This is a genomic window from Bacillus sp. 9.4, assembly GCF_055486415.1.
Map to the genome: position 1 here is coordinate 537199 of NZ_JBVFMU010000001.1, position 20319 is coordinate 557517.

Below are 20319 nucleotides of genomic sequence, written 5' to 3' on the forward strand. Positions count from 1 at the left end.
TCCAAGAAAAAATATTAGCGTTTATAAAATGGTGTTTTGACAACCTTTGCTTTCACTAATTTTTTGCGAATCTCTACATCTACAACAGTCCCGATCTCACTCGTTTCCGAATCAATTAAGGCAAGGCCGACGTTTTTCCCTAATGTCGGTGACTGCGTGCCGGTTGTCACCTTTCCGACAGACCTGCCATTTTGGAAAACCTCATATCCGTGCCGCGGTATCCCTTTTTCAATCATTTCGAGACCGACAAGTTTGCGCTTCGCTCCGTTTTCTTTTTGTTCACTCAATACTGACTTACCGAAAAAGTCAGACTCCTTTTTGTGCTTTACAGCAAAGCCTATACCTGCTTCAATCGGTGTAATATCCCGGGTCAGCTCCTGACCGTAGAGCGGGAGCTTCGCTTCAAACCGGAGTGTATCACGTGCACCGAGACCGCATGGAATCAATCCGTATGCATCCCCTGCATCGATGATTTTTTTCCAAATATGCATAGCATCATCACTGCGGCAGTAAATTTCATACCCGTCTTCTCCCGTATAGCCAGTGCGTGAAATAAGTGCTTTGCGGCCGCTGATATCGGCTTCATCAATAAACGCAAACGGCTTTAATGCAGACACATCTGCATCTGTCAGATTTTTTAAGATCGCTTCTGCTTTCGGTCCCTGTACAGCCAAGAGCGCGATTTGATCTGACTGATTGTCAATCTGCACATCACCTGCTGCATGTTCTTTCATCCAAGCCAAGTCTTTATCTATATTAGAAGCATTAATGACAAGCAGATAGCGGTTCTCTCCTTTTTGATAGATAAGCAAATCATCGACGGTTCCGCCATCCGGGTAACACATCGCTGTATATTGAGCACGGCCTGGCGTTAACGCGGAAACATCATTTGTCATCAATCTTTGCAAAAAAGACAGACTGTCGTTCCCTGACACTTCGACTTCTCCCATATGAGATACATCAAACAAACCGGCTGCAGTTCGGACAGCCTCGTGTTCTTTTTTTATAGAAGAAAATTGAACAGGAAGCTCCCAACCTCCGAAATCAATCGTTTTTCCTCCATATTCCTTATACAGGTCAAATAACGGCGTTCTTTTCAGCATCTAATTCCTCCCCTTTATCAACGGCGCAGCTAAAAAACATACAAAAAAGGACAGAGAAACACCTCATGTAAAATGAAGGTTCTCTGTCCTGGCACCTGAAAGTTTACTTTGCATACGCAAAGACGTCCCCTTTGGTGGTTTGCGCATCCGCACAAACACTCTCCAGAGTTGCGTCGAGCAAGAGTTCTTTTGCCTGAGAGATTCACTCCGCAGTTTGCTCCTTCGGCGCCTGTATCCCGAGGTTTTCGGTCAGGTCTCTCCCCTTGCTGTCATTCGCTCATATTTTCATGCTGTTATGGACATACTATAGCAATATCTTACATCAAATACATACTCATATCCTACCATCATCACTATATGCTGGGCAACAGCAATTTGGGCAGATTTTTCTTATATTATTCATCTTAAGAATCGAAGAATAAGAAAGGCGGTTTCAAAGCAATGAATACAGAAATGATCTACGATGCAAAATGGCCTGAAGAATTTGCTGAAAGACTGAAAAACGATGGCCCTTGGGCAAACTGGGAACTGTACAAGCTCTCTGCAGAAATCCAGAAAACATTAGCAATTCCAGAGTTTGAAGGCTTACGGGCTCCTTTATATCTGCCTTCCTTTACGCCGCTCCCCCACCAGCTTGAAGTGGCGCAAAAAGTGGTTGAAAAAATGAACGGGAAAGCGATTTTAGCAGATGAGGTTGGTCTCGGAAAAACGGTTGAAGCTGGACTGATTCTAAAAGAATATATGATTCGCGGGTTAGCAAAAAAAATTTTGATCCTTGTGCCCGCTTCCCTTGTGTCACAATGGGTCAAAGAGCTTCAGGAAAAATTTTTGATTCCGGCTGTTGAACAAAAGAAAAGCTATGTGTGGGAGCAATGCGATATTGTCGTCTCATCAATAGACACCGCGAAGCGCTCGCCCCATCGAGAAATCGTTCTGTCTATCCCATATGATCTTGTCATTATTGATGAGGCACACAAACTGAAAAATAGCAAAACGAAGAACTATGAATTTGTCCGGAATCTCGTAAAAAAATATTGCCTGCTTCTTACCGCGACGCCAATCCAGAACCGTATCGAAGAGATTTTCAATTTGGTGTCCTTATTAAAACCCGGCCATTTAGGCAGTCAGAATCACTTTCAGGAGGAGTTCGCCAAGAAGAAATCCAGTTTAGAAGCGCATGAACATTTAAAAGATCTTGTGAATAAAGTCATGATCCGTAACAGGCGGCATGATACAGGGCTGAATTGGAAACAGCGCCATGTTGAAACAGTGCCGATTCAATTTTCTCCATCAGAGCAGGCGCTTTATGATGAAATTTCTCGCTTGAAGGACAGTATCAATAAACCAGCCAGCATGTTCTCGATTATGACCTTGCAAAGAGAATGCTGTTCGAGCAGAGAAGCGGTATATATGACGCTGAAAAAGATGCTTGATCAAAAAGAGAAACAAGCACCTGCCATTGATGAGGATACGATTTCAGTTTTGATAGATCGCATCAATCAAGTGACACAAAACTCTAAAGCGCTTCAAGTTGTTGACTTGATCAAAAAGATCGACGATAAGGTCATCATTTTTACAGAATACCGTGCAACCCAGATTTATCTGCAGTGGTTTCTTCAGCAAAACGGCATCAGTTCTGTGCCGTTTAGAGGCGGATTTAAACGTGGAAAAAAAGACTGGATGAAGGATCTTTTCCGCGGAAAAATCCAAGTCCTTATTGCAACTGAAGCAGGCGGTGAGGGAATTAACCTGCAATTTTGCAATCACATGATCAACTATGACCTGCCATGGAACCCGATGCGGCTTGAGCAAAGAATCGGAAGAATTCACAGACTCGGGCAGGAGCGTGACGTGCATATTTATAACATGGCGACAAAACATACGGTGGAAGAGCATATTCTAAAGCTTTTATATGAAAAAATTCATTTGTTTGAAAAAGTGGTCGGTGAACTTGATGATATTTTAACGAAAATTCAAGTGAACAATTTTGAAGAGCACCTTCATGACATTTTGTATCACTCAGCAACAGAAGAAGAAATGAAAATAAAAATGGATAACTTAACCTCATTTTTGTCTTATAAAAAACAGCTGCCTGCTGAAAAAAGAGGATCTTAGCCTGTAAGGAGGTTTTATTAGTGAGACAGCAAGAGGTTCACGATTTTCTGCTGCGTTTTTTTCAAGCAAACAGCTGCCAAATCGTCGATCAAGGCTTAGGCTATATGACAGTGCAGCTTACAGTTGAAATGGACAAACAAATCATGAACCGCCCTTTCTACTGGCATTGGCGCGAGAAGACAGGCGGTGATCCGAATCCAATGAAAATCACTTTTATTACAGATAAAGAAAATGCGCCAAAAGACCTAGATGGTGAATTTATATATTTTGGGGCCCCGCGTCTTTTTCAAATATTTAAAGCTGTTAAACAAAATGGGAGATTTACCAGAATGTATGAGAAAATTGAATCAGCCGGAGCTAAAGTCCCACTTCAGCCTTGGCTTGGTATAAATGTCACGATTTCATACCAGTCCGACATGAAAAAGGATAAGTTATTGTCACTAGGTCTTCACCTAGTCTCTGGAACGATAATTGAAGATTTTCAAAGCAAGCTGACCCAGTTTTCACTGACGTCTCAAATATGTGACTATTGCTTCACCATTTCACCTATGATCAAACCAGAAAGCGGACTTAAGCGTATGGAAAACTATATTTCCAAATCCGCTATGCAGGAGCCGTCCGACTGGGCGGAACAGGCGGTTAACAGGTGGAAGAATGATATGACATTGCTTGATAAGTTTTACGAGCATATAGAAGAAAAACCAGAAGAATACCATCTAGAAAAACAGGCGCTGAAAACCTTGTATCAACCAAAGATATCAGTTGAAATTGAAAATGGCGGATTGTTTTATCTGCAAAATAATATTTCAAGCTAACTTTTTTACCATTCGACATCATTCTCGTTTTTTTTGAGAAAATACGATTATAATAAAGGTATATTGGAAAAAAATTCTGGCGATTTAATGGCAAATGACTTCCAGAGACTAATGAAGCATACAATAAGTCATGGCCGGACTGGCTGAAATACATAAACAAGTATTTTAGGAGGAGAAACTGCATGAAGAATGCAAAACAAGAGCACTTTGAATTGGATCAAGAATGGGTTGAATTAATGGTGGAAGCCAAAGAGGCAAATATCAGCCCGGAAGAAATACGAAAATATTTACTTTTAAACAAAAAGTCTGCTCATCCTGGTCCGGCAGCCAGAAGTCATACCGTAAATCCTTTCTGAATGTGCTATAATATCACAAGGAAGGTGATGACATTGATTGGCCAGCGTATTAAACAATACCGTAAAGAAAAAGGCTACTCACTATCAGAACTAGCTGAAAAAGCTGGGGTAGCGAAGTCTTATTTAAGCTCAATAGAACGAAATCTACAAACGAACCCCTCCATTCAATTTCTCGAAAAAGTCTCCGCTGTTCTGGACGTCTCGGTTCATACTTTGCTCGATGAGAAACATGAAACCGAATACGATGGTCAATTAGATAGTGAATGGGAGAAATTGGTTCGCGATGCGATGACATCCGGGGTATCGAAAAAACAATTTCGTGAATTTTTAGATTATCAAAAATGGAGAAAATCTCAAAAAGAGGAGTAGTGCCTGAGCAGAGGCACTAACTCCTCTTTTGTCAATAAACATCGAGACGGCCCAGTATATGAATACTGGGCCGTCTCTTTTTATTGCTGTTATTAATTTTTATCCTCGCTGTGCGCTTTTTCATTTTCTTTCACATAACCGTCTTTATCAGTATGGTCCTTTTTGATTGTCAAGCCGTTCCACTGTGTAGCTTCGAACGAGAATTGAAGCTTAATGGAGTTGCCTTGATATTTATTTTGAACCATAAGTCCGTTTTCATCTTTTGTTTTATCATCTTTGAATTGGATTTCCATTTGAACCTGATCGAAGTCAGTTGGTGTTTTTGGAACACCATCATATTCAGGAGCGGTTTTACCGTCAATTGTTGCTACATTGACTTTACCGCTTGCATTTAAGAATTTAGGGTCAATTTGTTTTTTGATTTTTTCAGTAGCCGCTACATCATTTTTAGCAGACATCAAATACAAGTCTTTAAGGTTCGCATCATCTAAAATAATGTTTTTCGGGTAACCATTGCCGCCCTCTTTTCCAACTGTCAACAATGTCACTTCAAACTGGCTGAGGAAATCTTCTGGAGATGTATTGCTGCCGCCGTTTGCTTTAAAATCTCCATAATTAAGCGCCATTAGAACTTCTTTGATCGCAAGTGATCCGTTATTTTCAAATTGGAAATCCTTTGTCAACTTATCTCCCGGCTTTAGATTTGATAAGTTCACACTCGCTGAATTCTCTTTAGCAGATAAATCAAGCGTACCTGATGCAAAAGTAGCATCCTTTGATTTAATGTCGTTAAATGCTGCCCATGTTCCTCCTCCAACTAAAGCTAATCCTAGTGCTGCAGAAGCAACTCCTAAACTCAATTTCTTTTTCATACCCATGGTAAACTCCCCTTTTATTGAATGATTTTATATCGAAACCTGTTGCCAGGTTTACAACTGAAGTTAAGTAGACATGGTGCTGTCCTTTGTATCTGTTTCCAAGGCTTTTGTCTTTCTTTCAATTTCTCTAATGGCGCTGCTGATCGTCACAAAAGCGTACACTAACAGCATCACGCCGGGAACAATCAATAATACAGCCGTTCCAATCGGCTGGCTGGCAAAATGAAGCATATAGCCGGCATATGGAAGCTGAAAACCTGTGTATTGCGCGCGAACATTTTCGTCCGATACAGGCGCTGAATCAGCTGCTGCATTATTATCACCTTTTGTTTTAAATAACAAATGGTCTCCTTGCTTTGTTATGTCAACAATTCTGTGGGTGACCGCCGTATTTGCATCCTGCATAAATGTAATAACGTCACCTTTTTGGAGCTCTTTCACATCAGTGATTTCTTTGACCAATATTAAGGAACCTGTATTGAACTCCGGCTCCATCGAACCTGACAGAACTGATTTCAGCGTATACCCAAACACTGCCGGCTCTCCCCCGGATGAACGTGTTGAAATCACGACAAGTGTCAGCACAATAATAAGAGTAAAGATGATCACGTATAAAATATTACTGATCAGCTTCATTGCTTTTTTCATCCTCTTCCCCGCTTTCCTTCTGGTCTGATTGAGTTTCTTTTTCTTTGGTTACAGCTTCTTGAGATGTTTCTTCTTTCATTGTTTTTTCCTGTATATCTTTTTGTGTTGTTTCATTCTCCTTTTTGACGTCCGACTTTGTTTCTTTTTTAGGGACTGTCGGTTTTTCATCGCATTTTGCAAGCCTCATAGGCTCCGACCACTCAAATGTACTGCCGTTTGCCGGGTAGCCTGCCGGTTTATATACTTTAAATGCATAAATGCCGGGTTTCATTTTTTTCTTCGTCTCAATTTTATAAAGTGAATCGCCAATTTGATTGGAGACAAATCCTTTTTCGATCACGTTCCCATCCTTTAACGGTTTGCGGGCATTTTCAAGCTTATGAAGCTCCCACTTCCACTTTGATTTCTTAAGTTTCTCACCTGTATTTTCGAGCACAGCAAATAAGGCGAAAGGTGAGCATACAGTGCCTTTCGTATCCGTTTGATCTGATATGTGCAAATCACTTTGATCCCAGCGTTTATCATAATGGCAGTTTTTATCTGTATGCTGAAAGTCTTTACACGTTTGAAGTGAGACATCAAATGTTTCAATATCATGAAAAGCAGCGCTTGTATCATCGGAAAATTGTAAGCATAGTGCGGCAGTCAGACTGAAAATGACTGAAAGCTGAAAGATAAGCAGAACTTTCAGTTTCGTCTTCGCCTTTTGCTGATTGTGAAACAATCGAAACATATCTTACCCTCCTGTAAAACACTGTAACTTGATATGACAACCGTTCTCTTTAAAGAACTTTACAAATAGAGTATAATCAACGATTTATAGATTTAAAAACACCGAAATCGCTCATTTCGTTCGTTTAAAAGAATGTTTTCATCATATTACAAAGTCTTGCTCAGTATTGCTCATTTTTTCAATTTTTTTGAAATTTTTGGGATTGTTATGTGAGAATTTAAATGCATATCCCATTATTATTTGGTAATAATAAACAAAGAAAGGGTGACAGCATGATGATCAAACAATGTGTGATTTGTCTATCTCTTCTCGTCTTTGGCACCACAGCCGCTCACGCAGAAGAAACACCGCTTGTAACCGCCCGCCACATGTCCAAATGGGAAGAGATTGCTGTAAAAGAAGCAAAAAAAAGGTACCCGCTTGCACAGGTACTGTTCAAACAAAAAGTATGGGACCGTAAAAGAAAAGATGAAGCAGTGAAGCAATACCATTTAACTCTGAGGGAAGGGTCAAAAGAATTCGGCGTTTTTGTGACGATTTCATTTGATCCTTATAGCCAAAAGGTCAATAAAATTGCCATATTAGAAGAATATCAATAAGGTCCTCCATTTTTTGAAGGACCTTACTCGTTTATTTGCGGTTATTTTTTCCGTTTCAGCCAAAGTCGGAAGCCATAGGGTAAAATACCGAACCACTGCTGGGAAACAGGCGTTTTTGTTTCTTTCCGCACCTCTTTTCGTTCTTTTCGCTCATCTCTCGGAGTATCTATATATTTGACAAATTGCTGCGTCATATATTTAACATAATCATTCGTTTTCACGTGATCACCTCATCATTCAATTATTATGAGTGTTGTCTCACATGACTTTTTTTATACCCTTTACACTGTTTTATTCTGTCCATCTCAGCAGTTTTTTCTGTTTTTGATCAAACACGATCTGTGCAGTTCTTTCTGTTCCCGACTCCGTTGACACTCTTAAGTTGATTTCTTTTTGCTCTTTTATCGATGTATCATGAATGTAATAAGAAACCCGTCCATATGGAAATTGCTGCGTACCCTCCTGGCCTTTCCGTTCCTCTAGAACATGCCGAATCGAAAGAAGCACCCCATTTTGAAGCAAATTCTCTCCTATGTATAACTCTTTTGTTTCCTTCTCAAACATGCAGCGTGAAATATATTGAGCAGCAGCAAAGTTCACGATTAACAGCACAAGCGCTGACACAAAAAGAACAGCTGGATAAATAAACCCTCTTGTACGATACATTCACCCCCCTCCTAAATACGAATAGACTGGAAAAGCAGTTTGATACACTTTTTGGTCCTCACTCTCAATTTTCAGCAAAACAACACCATTTTTAATATCAGCTTTCATGGCAGTAATATGATCTAAAATCGGAACATGCCCTTTGCCATCCACTCTTTTTCTTATCATTGAATGATAAATTTCGAAACGGATGTCCTGCCCGGAAAGATTGATGCAGATTAACACGCTCCCATGCTCGGCTGTCTTAACTGCCTGTGACTCCTTGCATTCATTCATCATCTGTTCTATCGAAATCATCCATTCTTGCTGTGTGAAACCGTCATATTCCTGCTGTCGAGACAAAAACAGATGGAAAATCGCAGCTAACGATCCTGATATGAGCAAAAAGACTGAGAGCGAAAATAATACGTTAAGAAGCGTGTAGCCATTCTGTCTGCAGGATGCTGAGGCAAAATGATTTTTCCTTATAAGCTGCGGCTTTGATACATACGTTTTGATATTCGCCCTCCTCCTCCCACTTCATTGCATAGATATGATTGTTCTTTGTAAACGTTTTTGACGCGGCTCCTTCACCACTCATGACATATTTGCTAATGCTCTCATTCATCATCTGATAGCCGATTTCTCGTGATTCCGCCATTTTTTCATCAGCTATCAGCTTGTCCCACAAGGGGACGACTGTCAGCAGCACAAACAGCCACAGGCTTAGCGCAGACATTGTTTCTATTGTAGAAAAACCTTTATTTTCTCTCCACATTGACTCTCCCGCTCCCTAGATAAACTGTTATGTCATAAACGGCATGGCCTTTTACTCGTATTTTTCCGCCTGCATTCGGGTGCCCTTTCTCATTAAATTCCAAACGGTCTTTTAATGTCAGCAGTTCTATAGAAAGTCCCGTTGCATACGGACGTTCAATAACCGTATCACCAATGACTAATTGATATTCTTTTTTATGAAAGAGAATTTTTGTTCTTTGTTGACGGGAAATAGCAGTCTGCTGTGTGAGCATAATGTCATTTTTCAGCTGCCTTGCTGCCTGTCGGACAGCTGTATTGTCATAAGCAGGAGGAAGTGTAGTGAAGACGGCCACCAGGAGGATAGAGGCAAGGCTTAACACAAGCAAACTTTCTAAAAGGGTAAACCCCTCCTCCTCGTTTAATTTAATGTTCAACCTTAACTTCTCCGCCGGTGATGATAATGTGCTTCCCATTTGGACAGACAGCATCCTTTTTCACATAGCCCTCTGACTGTAAATCGGCAAGGCTCGGAGTTTGTCCTTCATGATCAAGCTCAAATGCAGTCACTTGTGCCTTAACCATGTTTTGTAGGCCTTCACAGCCCTTTTTTTGAATGGTTTGATTATGTTTCGTGACGTTCGGTATCGTAATTAAAAGCAAGATCGAAATAATAAAGAGCACGATTAACATTTCAACAAGTGTAAATCCTTTCTCATTCATCAGCCTCTTCCTTTCACATTTGATTCATCATCTGATACATAGGCACAAGCATAGATAAATACACAAGTAAGATCATCGCTGCAACAAATCCATAAATCATTGGCTGAAGAATGCCTGTCCATTTTTGCGCCTTGTGTTCCAGCCGCTGCAATATGAACTGGCTGTATGTGAAAAGCTCTCGATCCAATCGGCCGCTCAGCTGGCCGTGAGATATGACTTTTGAAAAATCAGTTTCATAAAAAGGGCTTCCACAAATAGCGGCTTCAATTGACTCACCGGCTTTTAGCCGTTCAATCAATTGTTCAGCCTCGCAGCGGTAGAAAGGGAGAAACGTTTGATATTTAAATGCATTAAGGCTGTCATAAATTGAGAGGCCTGATTTTAAAAGGCTGCTTAGCTGCAAAGAAAAAAAGTAACTGTTAAACAGCTTGACAAGCTTTCCAACCAAAGGAATCCTGACACAAATCAGCATTTGCCGGGCAGGTGATTTTTTCTTAAACACAAGCCAATAATAAATCCCGATACCTGCTGTAAAAAGAGCCAGCAAAATGATCACAAGATCAATATGCTGGAAAAAAGCAAAAAGCATATCGGTTGAACGTGAGGTTTCCATATTCATCGATTGATAGATACCGGAAAACTGAGGAATGATGATGGACTGTAACATATAAAACATGACAGCGACCGTAAAAATGAGGAAAAGCGGATAGCGCAGCACTCTTTTCAGCTGGTCTGACTGTGCAATTTTTCGTTCCAGCAGCTCTCCGCTCTGGATCATGGAAGCAGGCAGTTCACCATGTGTTTCAGCAAAATAACAAATACCTACGGCTTCCTTATGAAATGACAAACTCTTTAGTACTTGATAAAACGGAGCCCCTTCCCTCAAAAAAGTGACCGTATCTGTCAAGTCAGCCGCCTGCCTCTTATTCATCTGAAGTTCCATCAGGCGTAATCCATCCAGAAGCGTATATCCGCCCGCAGTCATTTCACCGAGCCGCTTTAATAACCTGGCTTGATCCTTTAACGACCAGACTTTTCTAATCTTTATCATGATAAACCCACCGGTCATAGTTGTTTGTCGTTAAATAGCCGAGCGCAATTCCTTTTCTGATAATTTGACGAAGCGTTTGATATTGGTAATTTGCATGATTTCCTTTTGCCTCCTGAATACATTGCTGAAGATTTTTCCCGTATAGAAGCTCATAAACACTAGCTCTCCTGGTATTTCGTGACTGGCGGCAATACACTGATGAACATCCGTTTTCACAAAACGGGCAAGCCAAATCAACCAAGCGCTGAGCCGCTATTGCAATGACAGTCTGTTCGATTTCATTCATATTGATACCGAATTCAAGCAGTCTGTAAATTGCGCCCTTTGCGTCTCTCGTATGAAGGCTCGTCAGTACCAGATGTCCCGTCATCGCTGCCCGCACCGCAATTTCAGCTGTTTCCGCGTCTCTGATCTCACCTAAAATAATCATATCGGGATCATGGCGCAAAATTGCTTTCAGACCTGTGGAATAAGTTACACCGGCTTTTTCATTCACCTGAACCTGAAGAACATCTTCGTCCCTTGTTTCAACAGGGTCCTCTAATGTGACAATATTTCGATTAAAGTGTTTTTTTGCATATTGAACGAGAGAGTATAATGTGGTAGTCTTTCCTGAACCAGTTGGCCCGGTAAAAATGAGCATGCCATGGGAATGTTTTAAAAACGAGAGTAATGTGGCTCCTGTCTTCGGAAATAGCGACAATTTATCAATCGAAGGGATATTGTATTGGGGCATCACTCTGATCACGAGGCTTTCTTCATTAATTGTGGGCAGCGTTGACATTCTTAAATGAACATTTCCCTCTTTCAGCTTTAACGTAAGCGAACCGTTTTGCGGCTTTCGCCTTTCACCTATATCCATTGCTGAAAGAAATTTAAAATGTGAGATCAGTCTTACGCACTCTTCTTTTTTCATGTCCCTTTTTTTCAGCAAGGCATGATTGACCCGAAAATGAATGATAGCGTCCCGCTCCCTCGGCACGATGTGAATATCAGAAGCCTTTGTTAGATATGCCTCTTCAATCAAGTTTTTGCTTACCTTTTCTATTGAATCCAATTTGATTCCCTCTCCTTTCAACGCATATTGTAGAAAAAGAAGAAACGGTAATCAAACAGGGAAAACGTGATTTTGTGAGATGTTATATGCTGAAAAACCAATTCTTTCTGGCAAGAAAAAAAACTTTCAACTGAATGTGCCCCTTTCATTATAATTTTCCCAATAATAAAAAAGCAGACATGGTCACCATGCCTGCTTGAGGTCCATTTTCATTATGCTGTTTTCGCTTTTTGACCAGTATCTTTTTCAACGGAAAGGTCGCCTAATGCAACAATACCGGTCATTTGGTCATTTTCAAGAATCGATAAACTGCGGATTTGATGCTCTGTCATCGTATCCGGTCACCCTGATATGTCTGGTGAAAAAGCGGGGCACGCTGCACAAAATATGAAACATCCTATAGAGTCCGCCTTTTTCGAGGTTTCTTTTTCTTCTTCCGCTCCTGCAGCATATCTCCCGTCCAGCCTTTTTTTCTCAAATAGAGATAGATCAGAACTGTAGATGTGACAATCAATAAGAGAGAAAAGAGATATCCGTATTTCCAATTCAGTTCCGGCATCACTGAAAAGTTCATCCCCCATAAGGCACCCAGAGCTGTAATCGGCGTAAAAAGCGTCGTAAAAATGGTCAGTGCTTTTACAATTTCATTTCCCCTATGTGAGGTAATGACTTCCTCTGAATGCAGCAGATTGTTAAGCTCCCCTTCAAATTCGCTGATGTATGTAAATCCCCTATCAATTTTCAGTTGTGTCCGCTGATAATCCTTTTTCTCTTCATTTTGAGGTAAAAAGGTTTCTTTCAACGCCATTTCAATTTTTTTAGCGCTTAGTATCAAATTTTTCCAAATCATCAGTTCATGGCGCAGGAGATGGACGCGGTTTAAAATGCTTTTGCTATTGTCGTCTTTAATCTGCCATCTGAGCTTTCTCAGCTTTACTTCAAATTCATCAACACCGATTAAATACGCATTCATTAGTTCGCCGAGAAGAATTAAAAACCCCTCTATCGCATTGTCCGCTCTTTCCATTTGCCGGACAACTTCTTTTCCTTTAATCTCTCTCAAAATCGAAAAGTCAAAATTGATTGTAAAAAAATATTGTCTGGTGATATAAAAGTGAAAAACAGTATGGTCTTTTTCTTCACCAAGCCCCTGATCATAAACAATCGACCCAAATACCGCTTCATTTTCCGTTTCAGTTGTATCTACCCGCAAAAAATTAACGTGGTGGTTATTTTCAAACCACTTTTCACACTGAGGCCAGTGAGAAAAATGGATTAGATCTCTTGCCTTACTTCTTTCTTGAGGCCCCATTTGGTACCAAAACCAATCCTTTCCTGTATGTGCCTTCATGTCAAGATCCTCCAAACTTTTGTTCTTTATTCTTTAATTGCCCAATAACCGCGTCACTAAACCAGTCTGCCGCTTCCACACATGTTTTATGAGCATTTTCAGGTGGTATGGAATGTAGAAAGACATCGGAAAAGGGAGGTGCATGCCTTCCTTGGAGAAGGCAGTTGTTTTGGAATTTGTCAATTTACTAGCAGTCGCTATTCTCATTTTGTTAACAGGATTTTTTGTTGCCGTAGAATTTTCAATCGTGAAAGTGCGGCGGTCCAAAATTGATCAGCTTGTCGCAAAAGGAAAGAAAGGTGCTAAAGCGGCAAAGCATGTCATCACTCACCTTGATGAATATTTATCAGCCTGTCAGCTGGGCATCACAGTCACAGCTTTAGGACTGGGATGGCTTGGGGAACCGACTGTGCAAACTCTGCTTCGACCGCTTTTTCATAAAGCAGGCTTAAATGAATCGCTTACCCACCTACTTTCACTCGTCATCGCATTTTTAGCGGTTACGTATTTAAATGTCGTTATCGGGGAACTGGCGCCAAAGAGTTTCGCCATTCAAAAAGCTGAAAGCATTACCTTGTTGTTCGCTAAACCGCTTATTTGGTTTTATAAGATCATGTTTCCATTCATTTGGCTGTTGAACCACTCTGCCCGATTGATTACAGGAGTGTTTGGGCTGAAGCCGGCATCAGAGCATGAGCTGGCTTATACAGAGGAAGAACTTCGGGTCCTATTGGCTGAAAGCTATAAAAGCGGCGAGATCAGAAAAAGTGAATTAAAGTACATGAATAATATCTTCACCTTTGATAAACGAATGGCAAAGGAAATTATGGTGCCGCGAAATGAAATGGTTAGTTTGTCACTAGATGAAGACTCCATTTCAAATCTTCAGGAAACAGTCAAGCAAACAAAATATACACGGTACCCGGTTGTAAGAGAGGATAAAGATAACGTCATTGGCGTGATTAATATGAAAGAAGTGCTGTTTTCCATGCTGACGAAAGATTTTTCAATCAAGAAGCATCAAATTGAACCTTTCGTACAGCCCGTTATCCATGTCATTGAGACGATTCCTATTTATAAACTACTGCTGAAAATGCAAAAGGAACGCACTCATATGGCGATCCTCATAGATGAATATGGAGGGACGTCCGGTTTGGTCACTGTCGAGGATATTATCGAGGAAATTGTAGGAGAAATCCGTGATGAATTTGATGCGGATGAAGTGCCTCATATCCGCGAACTTGGAAAGGATCATTACTTGTTAAATGCAAAATTATTAATCAGCGATGTTAACAGCCTGCTTGGAACCGATTTATCAGACGCAGAAGTAGACACCTTGGGCGGCTGGTTTTTGACACAAAACATAGACGCTGAGCCTGAAAGTACCATAGAACATGATGGCTACTCTTTTAAGGTAAAAGACATCAACAGCCATCACATTTTATTTATAGAAGTTAAAAAAGCTGAATAGCCCGTGAAAGGCTGTTCAGCTGCTATCTTTCAGATAAACATGGCAAAGGCATCAGCACTCTTTTATTTTAAACCCTTTATTGGCCAGGGCTTTAGCAAGACTTTGCTCGGTTTTCACATTCGAAAAATCCAGACCCAGCTTCACGACAGTTTGGGCAATTTCCGGCCTGATTCCTGAAATAATCGTCTCAATGCCGAGCAATTTGGTGCTGTCAATCACTTTAAAAATTTGATAGGCTACCATGGTATCAACGATAGGAACGCCCGAAATATCTAAAAATAAATACGAGAGCTTTAACGCTGAGCACTGCTCCAGCACAGACTCCAAAATCGTCCTCGCTCTGTACGTATCAATTTCACCGACAAGCGGAAGAATCCCAATTCCATCAGTAATCGGCATAATCGGCGCACTCAATTCATTAATCATTTCTTTTTGCGCGTTTAATTGTATCATGGTCACCTGGTGATATTCTTCCGTAAACACTTCGATGATCTCATCAATGTTTTGATTCAAGATCCGGCTCCACTCATAAAAATCCTGAATGCTGATGTCTTGAGAAGAAGCTTCGCTGAATTTCTGAATCCATTCAAACATGATGTGCCTGAAGGTGTTAAACTGGCCGACACTTTCTGTTACCGTCACTTCATGAACGGCACGGTCTCTGGCGCATTGAAGAGACCACCTGTTGAGCTCATCCTCTACGTCTTCTTTTCTAAGGGATTTTGCTACGATGGTCACCAATAATTCATGCTGGTCTTTTAACTTTTGTTCTAATTTTTGCTGATCTTTCGCTGAATACAGCCAGCTGCCTTTTGACGTACAAACTTCCAGCCATTGTTGCGTGATATCTTCTTTGTGCTCTGTTAAGTGCTGATCAAGAGCTATCATCTTAATGAGTTACCTCCTGTTTTTGAAAAATGTACGCTATATATGTATAACGCGTCTGCCTTTACACATACTATGTTTACATTCAATGGGCTATAGCCAAGCGGTAAGGCAATGGACTTTGACTCCGTGATCGTTGGTTCGAATCCAGCTAGCCCAGTTTCTGAACAGGTGAAAAACCGAAGATAAGCTGATTCGTATAAATCAGCGGATCTTCGGTTTTTCATCATGCAGATTGATGAACCGTTTTCTTCTTCGATAACTTCAACAGTTCTCCCGGGTTATAACCAATCACTAGCTTTTTGTTGTCTACTAGAATCGGGCGTCGCAAAAGCTTCGGCTTTTCGATTAAAAGTTCCAGCACCTCATTTACCGTCATTTCTTCAATGTTTAAATTTAAATTTTTGAAAGTCTGGCTTCTTGTCGCCAAAATTTCATCAATTCCTTCTGTCGTTAACGATAAAATGTACTTTAATTCTTCTCTTGTCGGGGTTTCTCTGAATAAGTGCCGTTCGTTAAATTCAATTTGATGTGCTTTAAGCCAATGTTTTGTTTTTCGGCATGACGTGCAGCTTGGATATGAGTAAAAAGTTAATTGTTGTTCCATTCGTTTTTTCCTCCTCAGTTAACCATCTCTTTGTAGAATAACTACCCGGATCATTTTTCATTTAAACCATTTACAGAACTTTTTTCGGATTATTTTTTAAAAAACATTCATACAATAGAAAACACAATCAAAGGGACAAATTCCATTTGTATATTAATAATGAAAATGTTTACATTTCTAGGTGTGATCTATTATAATAACAGTCAGAGGGACTCTCGGGAGGGGATAAAAATGAATCGCATGTTCCGGGTGTTAGGATTTTGGACGGGAATTTTTGCAGTCATGTTTTATTTAGGTGATATGAAAGATGCTTCCCTTTTATTTTTTGGACAGACGATCTTATTTGTGTTTCTATCGTATTTGAACTTAACCGAACGCATGTATATTTATATTTTTGGCGCTTATTTAACAATTTTCTTCGCCGGCTTTACATATTACTCAATTTTTATTATGGTGCCCGGCGGCGGAGGCCATTAAATGCAGAAAGAGACAAACCTTATCGGTTTGTCTCTTTCTTTACAATGAAAACCCATTTAAAAACGGATTTTGGTCCTGCTCAGTCAGTACGTCTGTTTCAGGTCCATGGCCGCTTAACACCAGCGTGTGTTCCGGAAGCGTAAGCAGTTTTTCATGAATGGACGTCAGCAGCGTCTCTTGATCGCCGCCTATTAAATCCGTACGTCCTATACCGCCTTGGAATAAAACATCTCCGGAGATGACCAAGTCTGCATCTTTCACGTAGTAAGACACACTGCCTGGTGAATGTCCCGGCGTAAATAATGTTTCTAAATGAAACGGCCCGATATTCAACTCACCGTCGCCTTCAATTAGATGATCTGCAGGCTTAGCTGTGACCTCTATCCCTCGCAGCATGCCGGAGCCGTTTAAAGAAGCATCCGTAAGCCAATTTTTTTCATTTTGATGCAGGTAAACAGGGATATCCCATTTTTCTCTCACTTCATCAAGCGCCCCAATATGGTCAAAATGGGCATGTGTAAGCAAAATGGCTAAAGGCGTCAGCCCTTTTTCTTTTATGTATTGATTGATTTTATGTCCCTCGCCGCCCGGATCAAAAATCAGGCATTGATCATCACTGATGAGAAAATATGCGTTCGCTTGAATCGGCCCTACTGGCATTCGTCTCCATTTCACTATTATCACCTCTTTCTTTTTTATGCTCTTATTATGAGGGTTTTTAAAAAAAGATTCAAACAATCGCAATGAAAACGCTATCGACAAACCTATAAAAAACAGGTAGAATAAAACTGGAAAGAATTGCAGGTTTTTCAATGTAAAGGGGGCTGTGTTATGTTACTTGTCGTGATTTTCGGCCTTGTCGCTCTTTTCGCTTTATGGGGAGTCTTGCGTTCTGTTAGAAATAAAAATATACTCGGGTTTTTATTAGCCGGTGCCACCTTATTTGTCTTTGGCTGGTTTACCGTGATGACCGTAATAAACAGCGGGTATCCAACCGCACATTAAAACCTGTATCCGATGGGATACAGGTTTATTTTTATGGCTGTAAATGTTTATTGACACTTTCTATTTTGCTCTCAAGCGTCGTTTTTTTGTCACGCCTGTCATCGATGCGGATATTCGTTGCCACTCTGTGCAATCCTTTTTGAAATGGCGCTTCGTGAATTGCCTGAATGACTGCAAAAAGGTCACTGAGTTCTCCCTCGATCAGCGTATTCATCGGAGTCAGCTGATATTTGATTTTCCCTTCTGCTTGATATCCTTCTAATATCTTTTGCACATCGGCTACGTAAGCACTGACACTGGGTGTTTCCGTACCGATTGGGATAATGGTTACATCTGCGATAGCCATCGTTATTCCATCTCCTTTTGATCAATGATGAGTTGCTTCGTTTCATGTGATTTCAATAAAATAATTTGCTCAAAATGAAAGCCGTATAACGCATATTTCCCGTTCGGAGATATTTGAATCGGCTCCATTTCCCGCAGAGACACAAGATCTTTTGTCTCTCCCGATGCTACATTGACTGCTGCGAGCTTATATGCATCGCCGCTTTGTTTGAATGTATAAAACAGGCCTCCTGCTTCATCATAGTCATACTCCATTGGAGCCAAACTTGTATATTTCGCTTGGAGCGGCCATTTCGCTGTAACAGGTGATGTTGATTGCGGCGTTTTAAACTGATACGTCCCTTTTCCTCCGGAAGCTGATTTGACAGTAAAACTCATTTTATGGAAAGAATCGAAGAATAGAACGTCATCCTCAAGCTTCTGTTCCGTCTTAGAAGCTGTATCGAACGTATATAAAGGCCCTGTTTTATCGTCTCTTCCCTCTTTTACATAATCAAATGTATTTTTGGATGTCCAATGAATGAACGGAACCTGTACCGGGCTTAAGAAAGATTCGTCTTTTTTAGCATTCACCTGATATGTATGGAAATCCCAGTTTTCATTGAATTCCGTCACCATCATTTGATAAGGATCATACTGATTCCAAGCAGCCTCAAGCTCATACGTTTCGTAATCTTTTTCGTAAAGCGTCTCTCCTTCTGCATTAAGCAAAACGACTGCCGTCTTTTGGCTATGTGTGATTTGCAGCAGAATCATCTGCTCCCTCGCATTGATTTGAACATCAACGATTTGACCATCCGTTTGATAGAGCTTTTTCGCTTTGCCTGTAAAGATGCGGTACGCAAAAAGCTCTGTTTTCGTCGGATTAGACGCAGTATATAATATTGTGCTGTTATTCAGCCAGCCTTCCGCCCCATCCGCTTTTTCCGCAGAAAGCGGTATGATGTCTTTTTTCTCATCTTTTGCCGCCGATGCCTGTTTTTGCTGCTGATGAGATGGTTCGCATGCCGATAAACTAAACAGCAATACCGCCAGCAGAATAAAACAAACTGATCTCATCAGCATTCCCCTCCGATCATCTTTATTCTCTCATATTTGCTTCGGCAGAAAAAAGAAAAAGTTTCAGTTACTCATGAAAAAATAACGCCCTCCACAAGATGCCGTTTGTGGCGTTATATATGTGTAAAAACTGCTGAAACGGCAAAGGATTTTGGCCTTTTCCAAGTTCCACCGTATACCCTTCCTTAAAATAATGATGAATAAACCAATCACGAAATCCAGCATAGCTGTCTATATCCCTTACTCCCTTATAAATGTTCCCGCTTAACTCCTCAAAATCCTTTATCACGGCAGCAGATTCCTCAGGCTCAAGGCCTTTATAGCCCCAATAAATTTCTTCTCCTTGAGTATGAAGAGCCAGCAGTCTGTCAGGCGGATTCTCCGTGATCAGCCGGTACATCGCAATAGATTCCGGCTCCGTAAGCGGAGAGATTCCCGGAAAATCGCGGTAGCTGGGTGCTGCCGGTTTTCGGTATTTTTCAATTTCCCATAATGATGGAAATTGTTTATTTAAATCAACCCCGTTTATATTCGCCTTCCATTCATTAAAATTCGGACGATGTTCATTTAGCCTTTCGAGCTCATCTCTTCTGGCTCCCATGACTTCTGATCCGTTTAAAACAAGATCAACGCCATCCGGATTGACAAGAGGAACGAGGGATAAGGATGTGCTGTTAAACAGCTTTATGGGAGAAAAGCCAAAGAAAGGCGAATTGCAGCATAATGACATACAGTATTCCTTAAACCATTTTAGCAGGACAGACGTTGTAATCCACTCATTCGCATGAAATGACGCGTTCATATGGACCTTTTTTACGGCATGCTCCCCACCAGCCTTCAGCTCCCAGATAGGCCTGCCGAGTACAGAACGGCCAATTTCCCGGCATGAGACAAACGGAAAAACATCAATAATCTTCTTTATTTCCTTTTCAACAGCTGAATCATCATAGATTTTCTCTTGCTCAATCCAGCTATCAGAAAGTTTCAGCTGCCGAGGCTGTAAAAAGCGCTTTATGTCCTGAATGGTTTGAAGCTCTTTGCCGCTATGCTCCTCTATCACATAACCAGGGCAATACAATTGATGTTTTTGTGCGGAGCGATTTGCACTTTTAAGCAATTCCTCGTCTATCTTCAGTTCTTTCGCCACTCTGGCCAAATTGTTCTTGATCTCAGGTTTCACCGTAATAAACGCCATCATCATCCCCCTTTTTTGTTACTATATGACAGCGTATTTAAAAAAAGAAAGCCTCCCGCTCACTTTGACGCGGGAG

General features: G+C 40.8%; 27 protein-coding genes, 1 tRNA gene and 1 riboswitch. Of the genes, 9 read left to right on the plus strand and 19 right to left on the minus strand.

Annotated elements, in window-relative coordinates:
• Window positions 1–14: 14 nt before the first annotated feature.
• Window positions 15–1103, minus strand: a complete 1089-nt coding sequence (gcvT, locus tag ACZ07B_RS03315) for a glycine cleavage system aminomethyltransferase GcvT (protein ID WP_015251720.1) — start codon at window positions 1101–1103, stop codon at window positions 15–17.
• 171 nt (window positions 1104–1274) lie between these two features.
• A riboswitch (glycine riboswitch) is annotated at window positions 1275–1376 on the minus strand.
• Window positions 1377–1544: 168 nt separating this feature from the next.
• On the opposite strand from gcvT, the gene ACZ07B_RS03320 reads away from it, so the two are divergent.
• The 4 genes from ACZ07B_RS03320 to sinR all read left to right on the plus strand — a co-directional run bounded on the left by ACZ07B_RS03320 (window position 1545) and on the right by sinR (window position 4758).
• Complete coding sequence (locus ACZ07B_RS03320; RefSeq protein WP_004398544.1) at window positions 1545–3218, plus strand: DEAD/DEAH box helicase; 1674 nt, start codon at window positions 1545–1547, stop codon at window positions 3216–3218.
• A gap of 20 nt (window positions 3219–3238) precedes the next feature.
• Window positions 3239–4033 carry a YqhG family protein gene (locus ACZ07B_RS03325; protein ID WP_003230200.1) on the plus strand — a complete coding sequence of 265 codons (795 nt, stop codon included), beginning with the start codon at window positions 3239–3241 and terminating at the stop codon, window positions 4031–4033.
• 182 nt (window positions 4034–4215) lie between these two features.
• Entirely contained in the window at window positions 4216–4389 is a 174-nt protein-coding gene (sinI, locus tag ACZ07B_RS03330) for an anti-repressor SinI (RefSeq protein WP_003230187.1), read from the plus strand.
• Window positions 4390–4422: 33 nt separating this feature from the next.
• Window positions 4423–4758: a transcriptional regulator SinR gene (gene sinR, locus ACZ07B_RS03335; RefSeq protein ID WP_003226345.1), complete on the plus strand. Its 336-nt coding sequence runs from the start codon at window positions 4423–4425 to the stop codon at window positions 4756–4758.
• 92 nt (window positions 4759–4850) lie between these two features.
• Here sinR and tasA read toward each other — a convergent pair whose 3' ends face one another.
• The 3 genes from tasA to tapA form a co-directional block, all read right to left on the minus strand.
• Complete coding sequence (gene tasA, locus ACZ07B_RS03340; RefSeq protein ID WP_212130175.1) at window positions 4851–5636, minus strand: biofilm matrix protein TasA; 786 nt, start codon at window positions 5634–5636, stop codon at window positions 4851–4853.
• Window positions 5637–5699: 63 nt separating this feature from the next.
• The gene (sipW, locus tag ACZ07B_RS03345) at window positions 5700–6272 is read right to left on the minus strand and encodes a signal peptidase I SipW (RefSeq protein WP_003246088.1); all 573 of its coding nucleotides are present in this window, start codon (window positions 6270–6272) and stop codon (window positions 5700–5702) included.
• Complete coding sequence (gene tapA / locus ACZ07B_RS03350; protein ID WP_129092525.1) at window positions 6256–7017, minus strand: amyloid fiber anchoring/assembly protein TapA; 762 nt, start codon at window positions 7015–7017, stop codon at window positions 6256–6258. Before tapA ends, sipW begins: the two co-directional genes overlap by 17 nt.
• 272 nt (window positions 7018–7289) lie before the next feature.
• Between tapA and ACZ07B_RS03355 the strand changes: the two genes are divergently transcribed.
• A complete protein-coding gene (locus ACZ07B_RS03355; RefSeq protein ID WP_003246051.1) occupies window positions 7290–7616 on the plus strand; it encodes a YqzG/YhdC family protein in 327 nt (108 codons plus the stop codon).
• 41 nt (window positions 7617–7657) lie between these two features.
• Here the strand turns inward: ACZ07B_RS03355 and ACZ07B_RS03360 are convergent, their stop codons facing one another.
• The 9 genes from ACZ07B_RS03360 to corA form a co-directional block, all read right to left on the minus strand.
• Complete coding sequence (locus tag ACZ07B_RS03360; RefSeq protein WP_003230176.1) at window positions 7658–7837, minus strand: YqzE family protein; 180 nt, start codon at window positions 7835–7837, stop codon at window positions 7658–7660.
• 70 nt (window positions 7838–7907) lie between these two features.
• Window positions 7908–8282: a competence type IV pilus minor pilin ComGG gene (comGG, locus tag ACZ07B_RS03365; protein WP_014480253.1), complete on the minus strand. Its 375-nt coding sequence runs from the start codon at window positions 8280–8282 to the stop codon at window positions 7908–7910.
• Window positions 8283–8666, minus strand: a complete 384-nt coding sequence (gene comGF, locus ACZ07B_RS03370; RefSeq protein WP_406900734.1) for a competence type IV pilus minor pilin ComGF — start codon at window positions 8664–8666, stop codon at window positions 8283–8285.
• A 25-nt stretch (window positions 8667–8691) separates the two neighbouring features.
• Entirely contained in the window at window positions 8692–9039 is a 348-nt protein-coding gene (gene comGE, locus ACZ07B_RS03375; RefSeq protein ID WP_086344081.1) for a ComG operon protein 5, read from the minus strand.
• Window positions 9023–9454, minus strand: a complete 432-nt coding sequence (gene comGD / locus ACZ07B_RS03380; RefSeq protein WP_024573390.1) for a comG operon protein ComGD — start codon at window positions 9452–9454, stop codon at window positions 9023–9025. Before comGD ends, comGE begins: the two co-directional genes overlap by 17 nt.
• Window positions 9444–9740, minus strand: coding sequence for a comG operon protein ComGC (comGC, locus tag ACZ07B_RS03385; protein ID WP_129092527.1), 297 nt, complete (start codon window positions 9738–9740; stop codon window positions 9444–9446). The genes comGD and comGC overlap by 11 nt, the downstream gene beginning before the upstream one ends.
• Before the next feature lie 13 nt (window positions 9741–9753).
• Window positions 9754–10791, minus strand: coding sequence for a comG operon protein ComGB (gene comGB, locus ACZ07B_RS03390; protein ID WP_464876895.1), 1038 nt, complete (start codon window positions 10789–10791; stop codon window positions 9754–9756).
• The gene (gene comGA / locus ACZ07B_RS03395) at window positions 10778–11848 is read right to left on the minus strand and encodes a competence protein ComGA (protein WP_464876896.1); all 1071 of its coding nucleotides are present in this window, start codon (window positions 11846–11848) and stop codon (window positions 10778–10780) included. The genes comGB and comGA overlap by 14 nt, the downstream gene beginning before the upstream one ends.
• A gap of 397 nt (window positions 11849–12245) precedes the next feature.
• Window positions 12246–13199: a magnesium transporter CorA gene (gene corA / locus ACZ07B_RS03400; RefSeq protein ID WP_015483432.1), complete on the minus strand. Its 954-nt coding sequence runs from the start codon at window positions 13197–13199 to the stop codon at window positions 12246–12248.
• Window positions 13200–13341: 142 nt separating this feature from the next.
• Between corA and ACZ07B_RS03405 the strand changes: the two genes are divergently transcribed.
• Complete coding sequence (locus ACZ07B_RS03405) at window positions 13342–14670, plus strand: hemolysin family protein (protein ID WP_464876897.1); 1329 nt, start codon at window positions 13342–13344, stop codon at window positions 14668–14670.
• A 51-nt stretch (window positions 14671–14721) separates the two neighbouring features.
• Here the strand turns inward: ACZ07B_RS03405 and rsbRD are convergent, their stop codons facing one another.
• Entirely contained in the window at window positions 14722–15558 is an 837-nt protein-coding gene (gene rsbRD / locus ACZ07B_RS03410) for an RsbT co-antagonist protein RsbRD (protein WP_015384093.1), read from the minus strand.
• 86 nt (window positions 15559–15644) lie between these two features.
• Between rsbRD and ACZ07B_RS03415 the strand changes: the two genes are divergently transcribed.
• A tRNA-Gln gene (locus ACZ07B_RS03415) sits at window positions 15645–15715 on the plus strand.
• A 66-nt stretch (window positions 15716–15781) separates the two neighbouring features.
• Here the strand turns inward: ACZ07B_RS03415 and mgsR are convergent.
• Window positions 15782–16162: a transcriptional regulator MgsR gene (gene mgsR / locus ACZ07B_RS03420; protein WP_003230147.1), complete on the minus strand. Its 381-nt coding sequence runs from the start codon at window positions 16160–16162 to the stop codon at window positions 15782–15784.
• 231 nt (window positions 16163–16393) lie between these two features.
• On the opposite strand from mgsR, the gene ACZ07B_RS03425 reads away from it, so the two are divergent.
• Window positions 16394–16639: a DUF2626 domain-containing protein gene (locus tag ACZ07B_RS03425; RefSeq protein WP_003226300.1), complete on the plus strand. Its 246-nt coding sequence runs from the start codon at window positions 16394–16396 to the stop codon at window positions 16637–16639.
• Between the two features lie 39 nt (window positions 16640–16678).
• Here the strand turns inward: ACZ07B_RS03425 and ACZ07B_RS03430 are convergent, their stop codons facing one another.
• Complete coding sequence (locus ACZ07B_RS03430) at window positions 16679–17314, minus strand: MBL fold metallo-hydrolase (RefSeq protein WP_014480263.1); 636 nt, start codon at window positions 17312–17314, stop codon at window positions 16679–16681.
• Between the two features lie 156 nt (window positions 17315–17470).
• On the opposite strand from ACZ07B_RS03430, the gene ACZ07B_RS03435 reads away from it, so the two are divergent.
• Entirely contained in the window at window positions 17471–17644 is a 174-nt protein-coding gene (locus ACZ07B_RS03435) for a DUF2759 domain-containing protein (protein ID WP_003230141.1), read from the plus strand.
• Between the two features lie 31 nt (window positions 17645–17675).
• Here the strand turns inward: ACZ07B_RS03435 and ACZ07B_RS03440 are convergent, their stop codons facing one another.
• The 3 genes from ACZ07B_RS03440 to ACZ07B_RS03450 all read right to left on the minus strand — a co-directional run bounded on the left by ACZ07B_RS03440 (window position 17676) and on the right by ACZ07B_RS03450 (window position 20246).
• Window positions 17676–17990, minus strand: a complete 315-nt coding sequence (locus ACZ07B_RS03440) for an MTH1187 family thiamine-binding protein (RefSeq protein WP_003230139.1) — start codon at window positions 17988–17990, stop codon at window positions 17676–17678.
• Window positions 17991–17992: 2 nt separating this feature from the next.
• Window positions 17993–19048 carry a YqgU-like beta propeller domain-containing protein gene (locus ACZ07B_RS03445; protein WP_064671033.1) on the minus strand — a complete coding sequence of 352 codons (1056 nt, stop codon included), beginning with the start codon at window positions 19046–19048 and terminating at the stop codon, window positions 17993–17995.
• 67 nt (window positions 19049–19115) lie between these two features.
• Window positions 19116–20246 carry a M14 family metallopeptidase gene (locus tag ACZ07B_RS03450; protein WP_080121341.1) on the minus strand — a complete coding sequence of 377 codons (1131 nt, stop codon included), beginning with the start codon at window positions 20244–20246 and terminating at the stop codon, window positions 19116–19118.
• Between the last annotated feature and the right edge of the window lie 73 nt (window positions 20247–20319).

Bases quoted from the DNA above. Each gene is read 5' to 3' on its own strand.
- comGB (WP_464876895.1), bottom strand. From the start codon at position 10,791: ATGATAAAGATTAGAAAAGTCTGGTCGTTAAAGGATCAAGCCAGGTTA.
- ACZ07B_RS03320 (WP_004398544.1), top strand. From the start codon at position 1,545: ATGAATACAGAAATGATCTACGATGCAAAATGGCCTGAAGAATTTGCT.
- ACZ07B_RS03445 (WP_064671033.1), bottom strand. From the start codon at position 19,048: ATGAGATCAGTTTGTTTTATTCTGCTGGCGGTATTGCTGTTTAGTTTA.
- sinI (WP_003230187.1), top strand. From the start codon at position 4,216: ATGAAGAATGCAAAACAAGAGCACTTTGAATTGGATCAAGAATGGGTT.
- tasA (WP_212130175.1), bottom strand. From the start codon at position 5,636: ATGGGTATGAAAAAGAAATTGAGTTTAGGAGTTGCTTCTGCAGCACTA.
- sipW (WP_003246088.1), bottom strand. From the start codon at position 6,272: ATGAAGCTGATCAGTAATATTTTATACGTGATCATCTTTACTCTTATT.
- ACZ07B_RS03355 (WP_003246051.1), top strand. From the start codon at position 7,290: ATGATGATCAAACAATGTGTGATTTGTCTATCTCTTCTCGTCTTTGGC.
- ACZ07B_RS03435 (WP_003230141.1), top strand. From the start codon at position 17,471: ATGTTACTTGTCGTGATTTTCGGCCTTGTCGCTCTTTTCGCTTTATGG.
- mgsR (WP_003230147.1), bottom strand. From the start codon at position 16,162: ATGGAACAACAATTAACTTTTTACTCATATCCAAGCTGCACGTCATGC.
- ACZ07B_RS03450 (WP_080121341.1), bottom strand. From the start codon at position 20,246: ATGATGGCGTTTATTACGGTGAAACCTGAGATCAAGAACAATTTGGCC.
- corA (WP_015483432.1), bottom strand. From the start codon at position 13,199: ATGAAGGCACATACAGGAAAGGATTGGTTTTGGTACCAAATGGGGCCT.
- tapA (WP_129092525.1), bottom strand. From the start codon at position 7,017: ATGTTTCGATTGTTTCACAATCAGCAAAAGGCGAAGACGAAACTGAAA.
- ACZ07B_RS03425 (WP_003226300.1), top strand. From the start codon at position 16,394: ATGAATCGCATGTTCCGGGTGTTAGGATTTTGGACGGGAATTTTTGCA.
- gcvT (WP_015251720.1), bottom strand. From the start codon at position 1,103: ATGCTGAAAAGAACGCCGTTATTTGACCTGTATAAGGAATATGGAGGA.
- comGC (WP_129092527.1), bottom strand. From the start codon at position 9,740: ATGAATGAGAAAGGATTTACACTTGTTGAAATGTTAATCGTGCTCTTT.
- rsbRD (WP_015384093.1), bottom strand. From the start codon at position 15,558: ATGATAGCTCTTGATCAGCACTTAACAGAGCACAAAGAAGATATCACG.
- ACZ07B_RS03440 (WP_003230139.1), bottom strand. From the start codon at position 17,990: ATGGCTATCGCAGATGTAACCATTATCCCAATCGGTACGGAAACACCC.
- ACZ07B_RS03405 (WP_464876897.1), top strand. From the start codon at position 13,342: ATGCCTTCCTTGGAGAAGGCAGTTGTTTTGGAATTTGTCAATTTACTA.
- comGE (WP_086344081.1), bottom strand. From the start codon at position 9,039: ATGTGGAGAGAAAATAAAGGTTTTTCTACAATAGAAACAATGTCTGCG.
- comGG (WP_014480253.1), bottom strand. From the start codon at position 8,282: ATGTATCGTACAAGAGGGTTTATTTATCCAGCTGTTCTTTTTGTGTCA.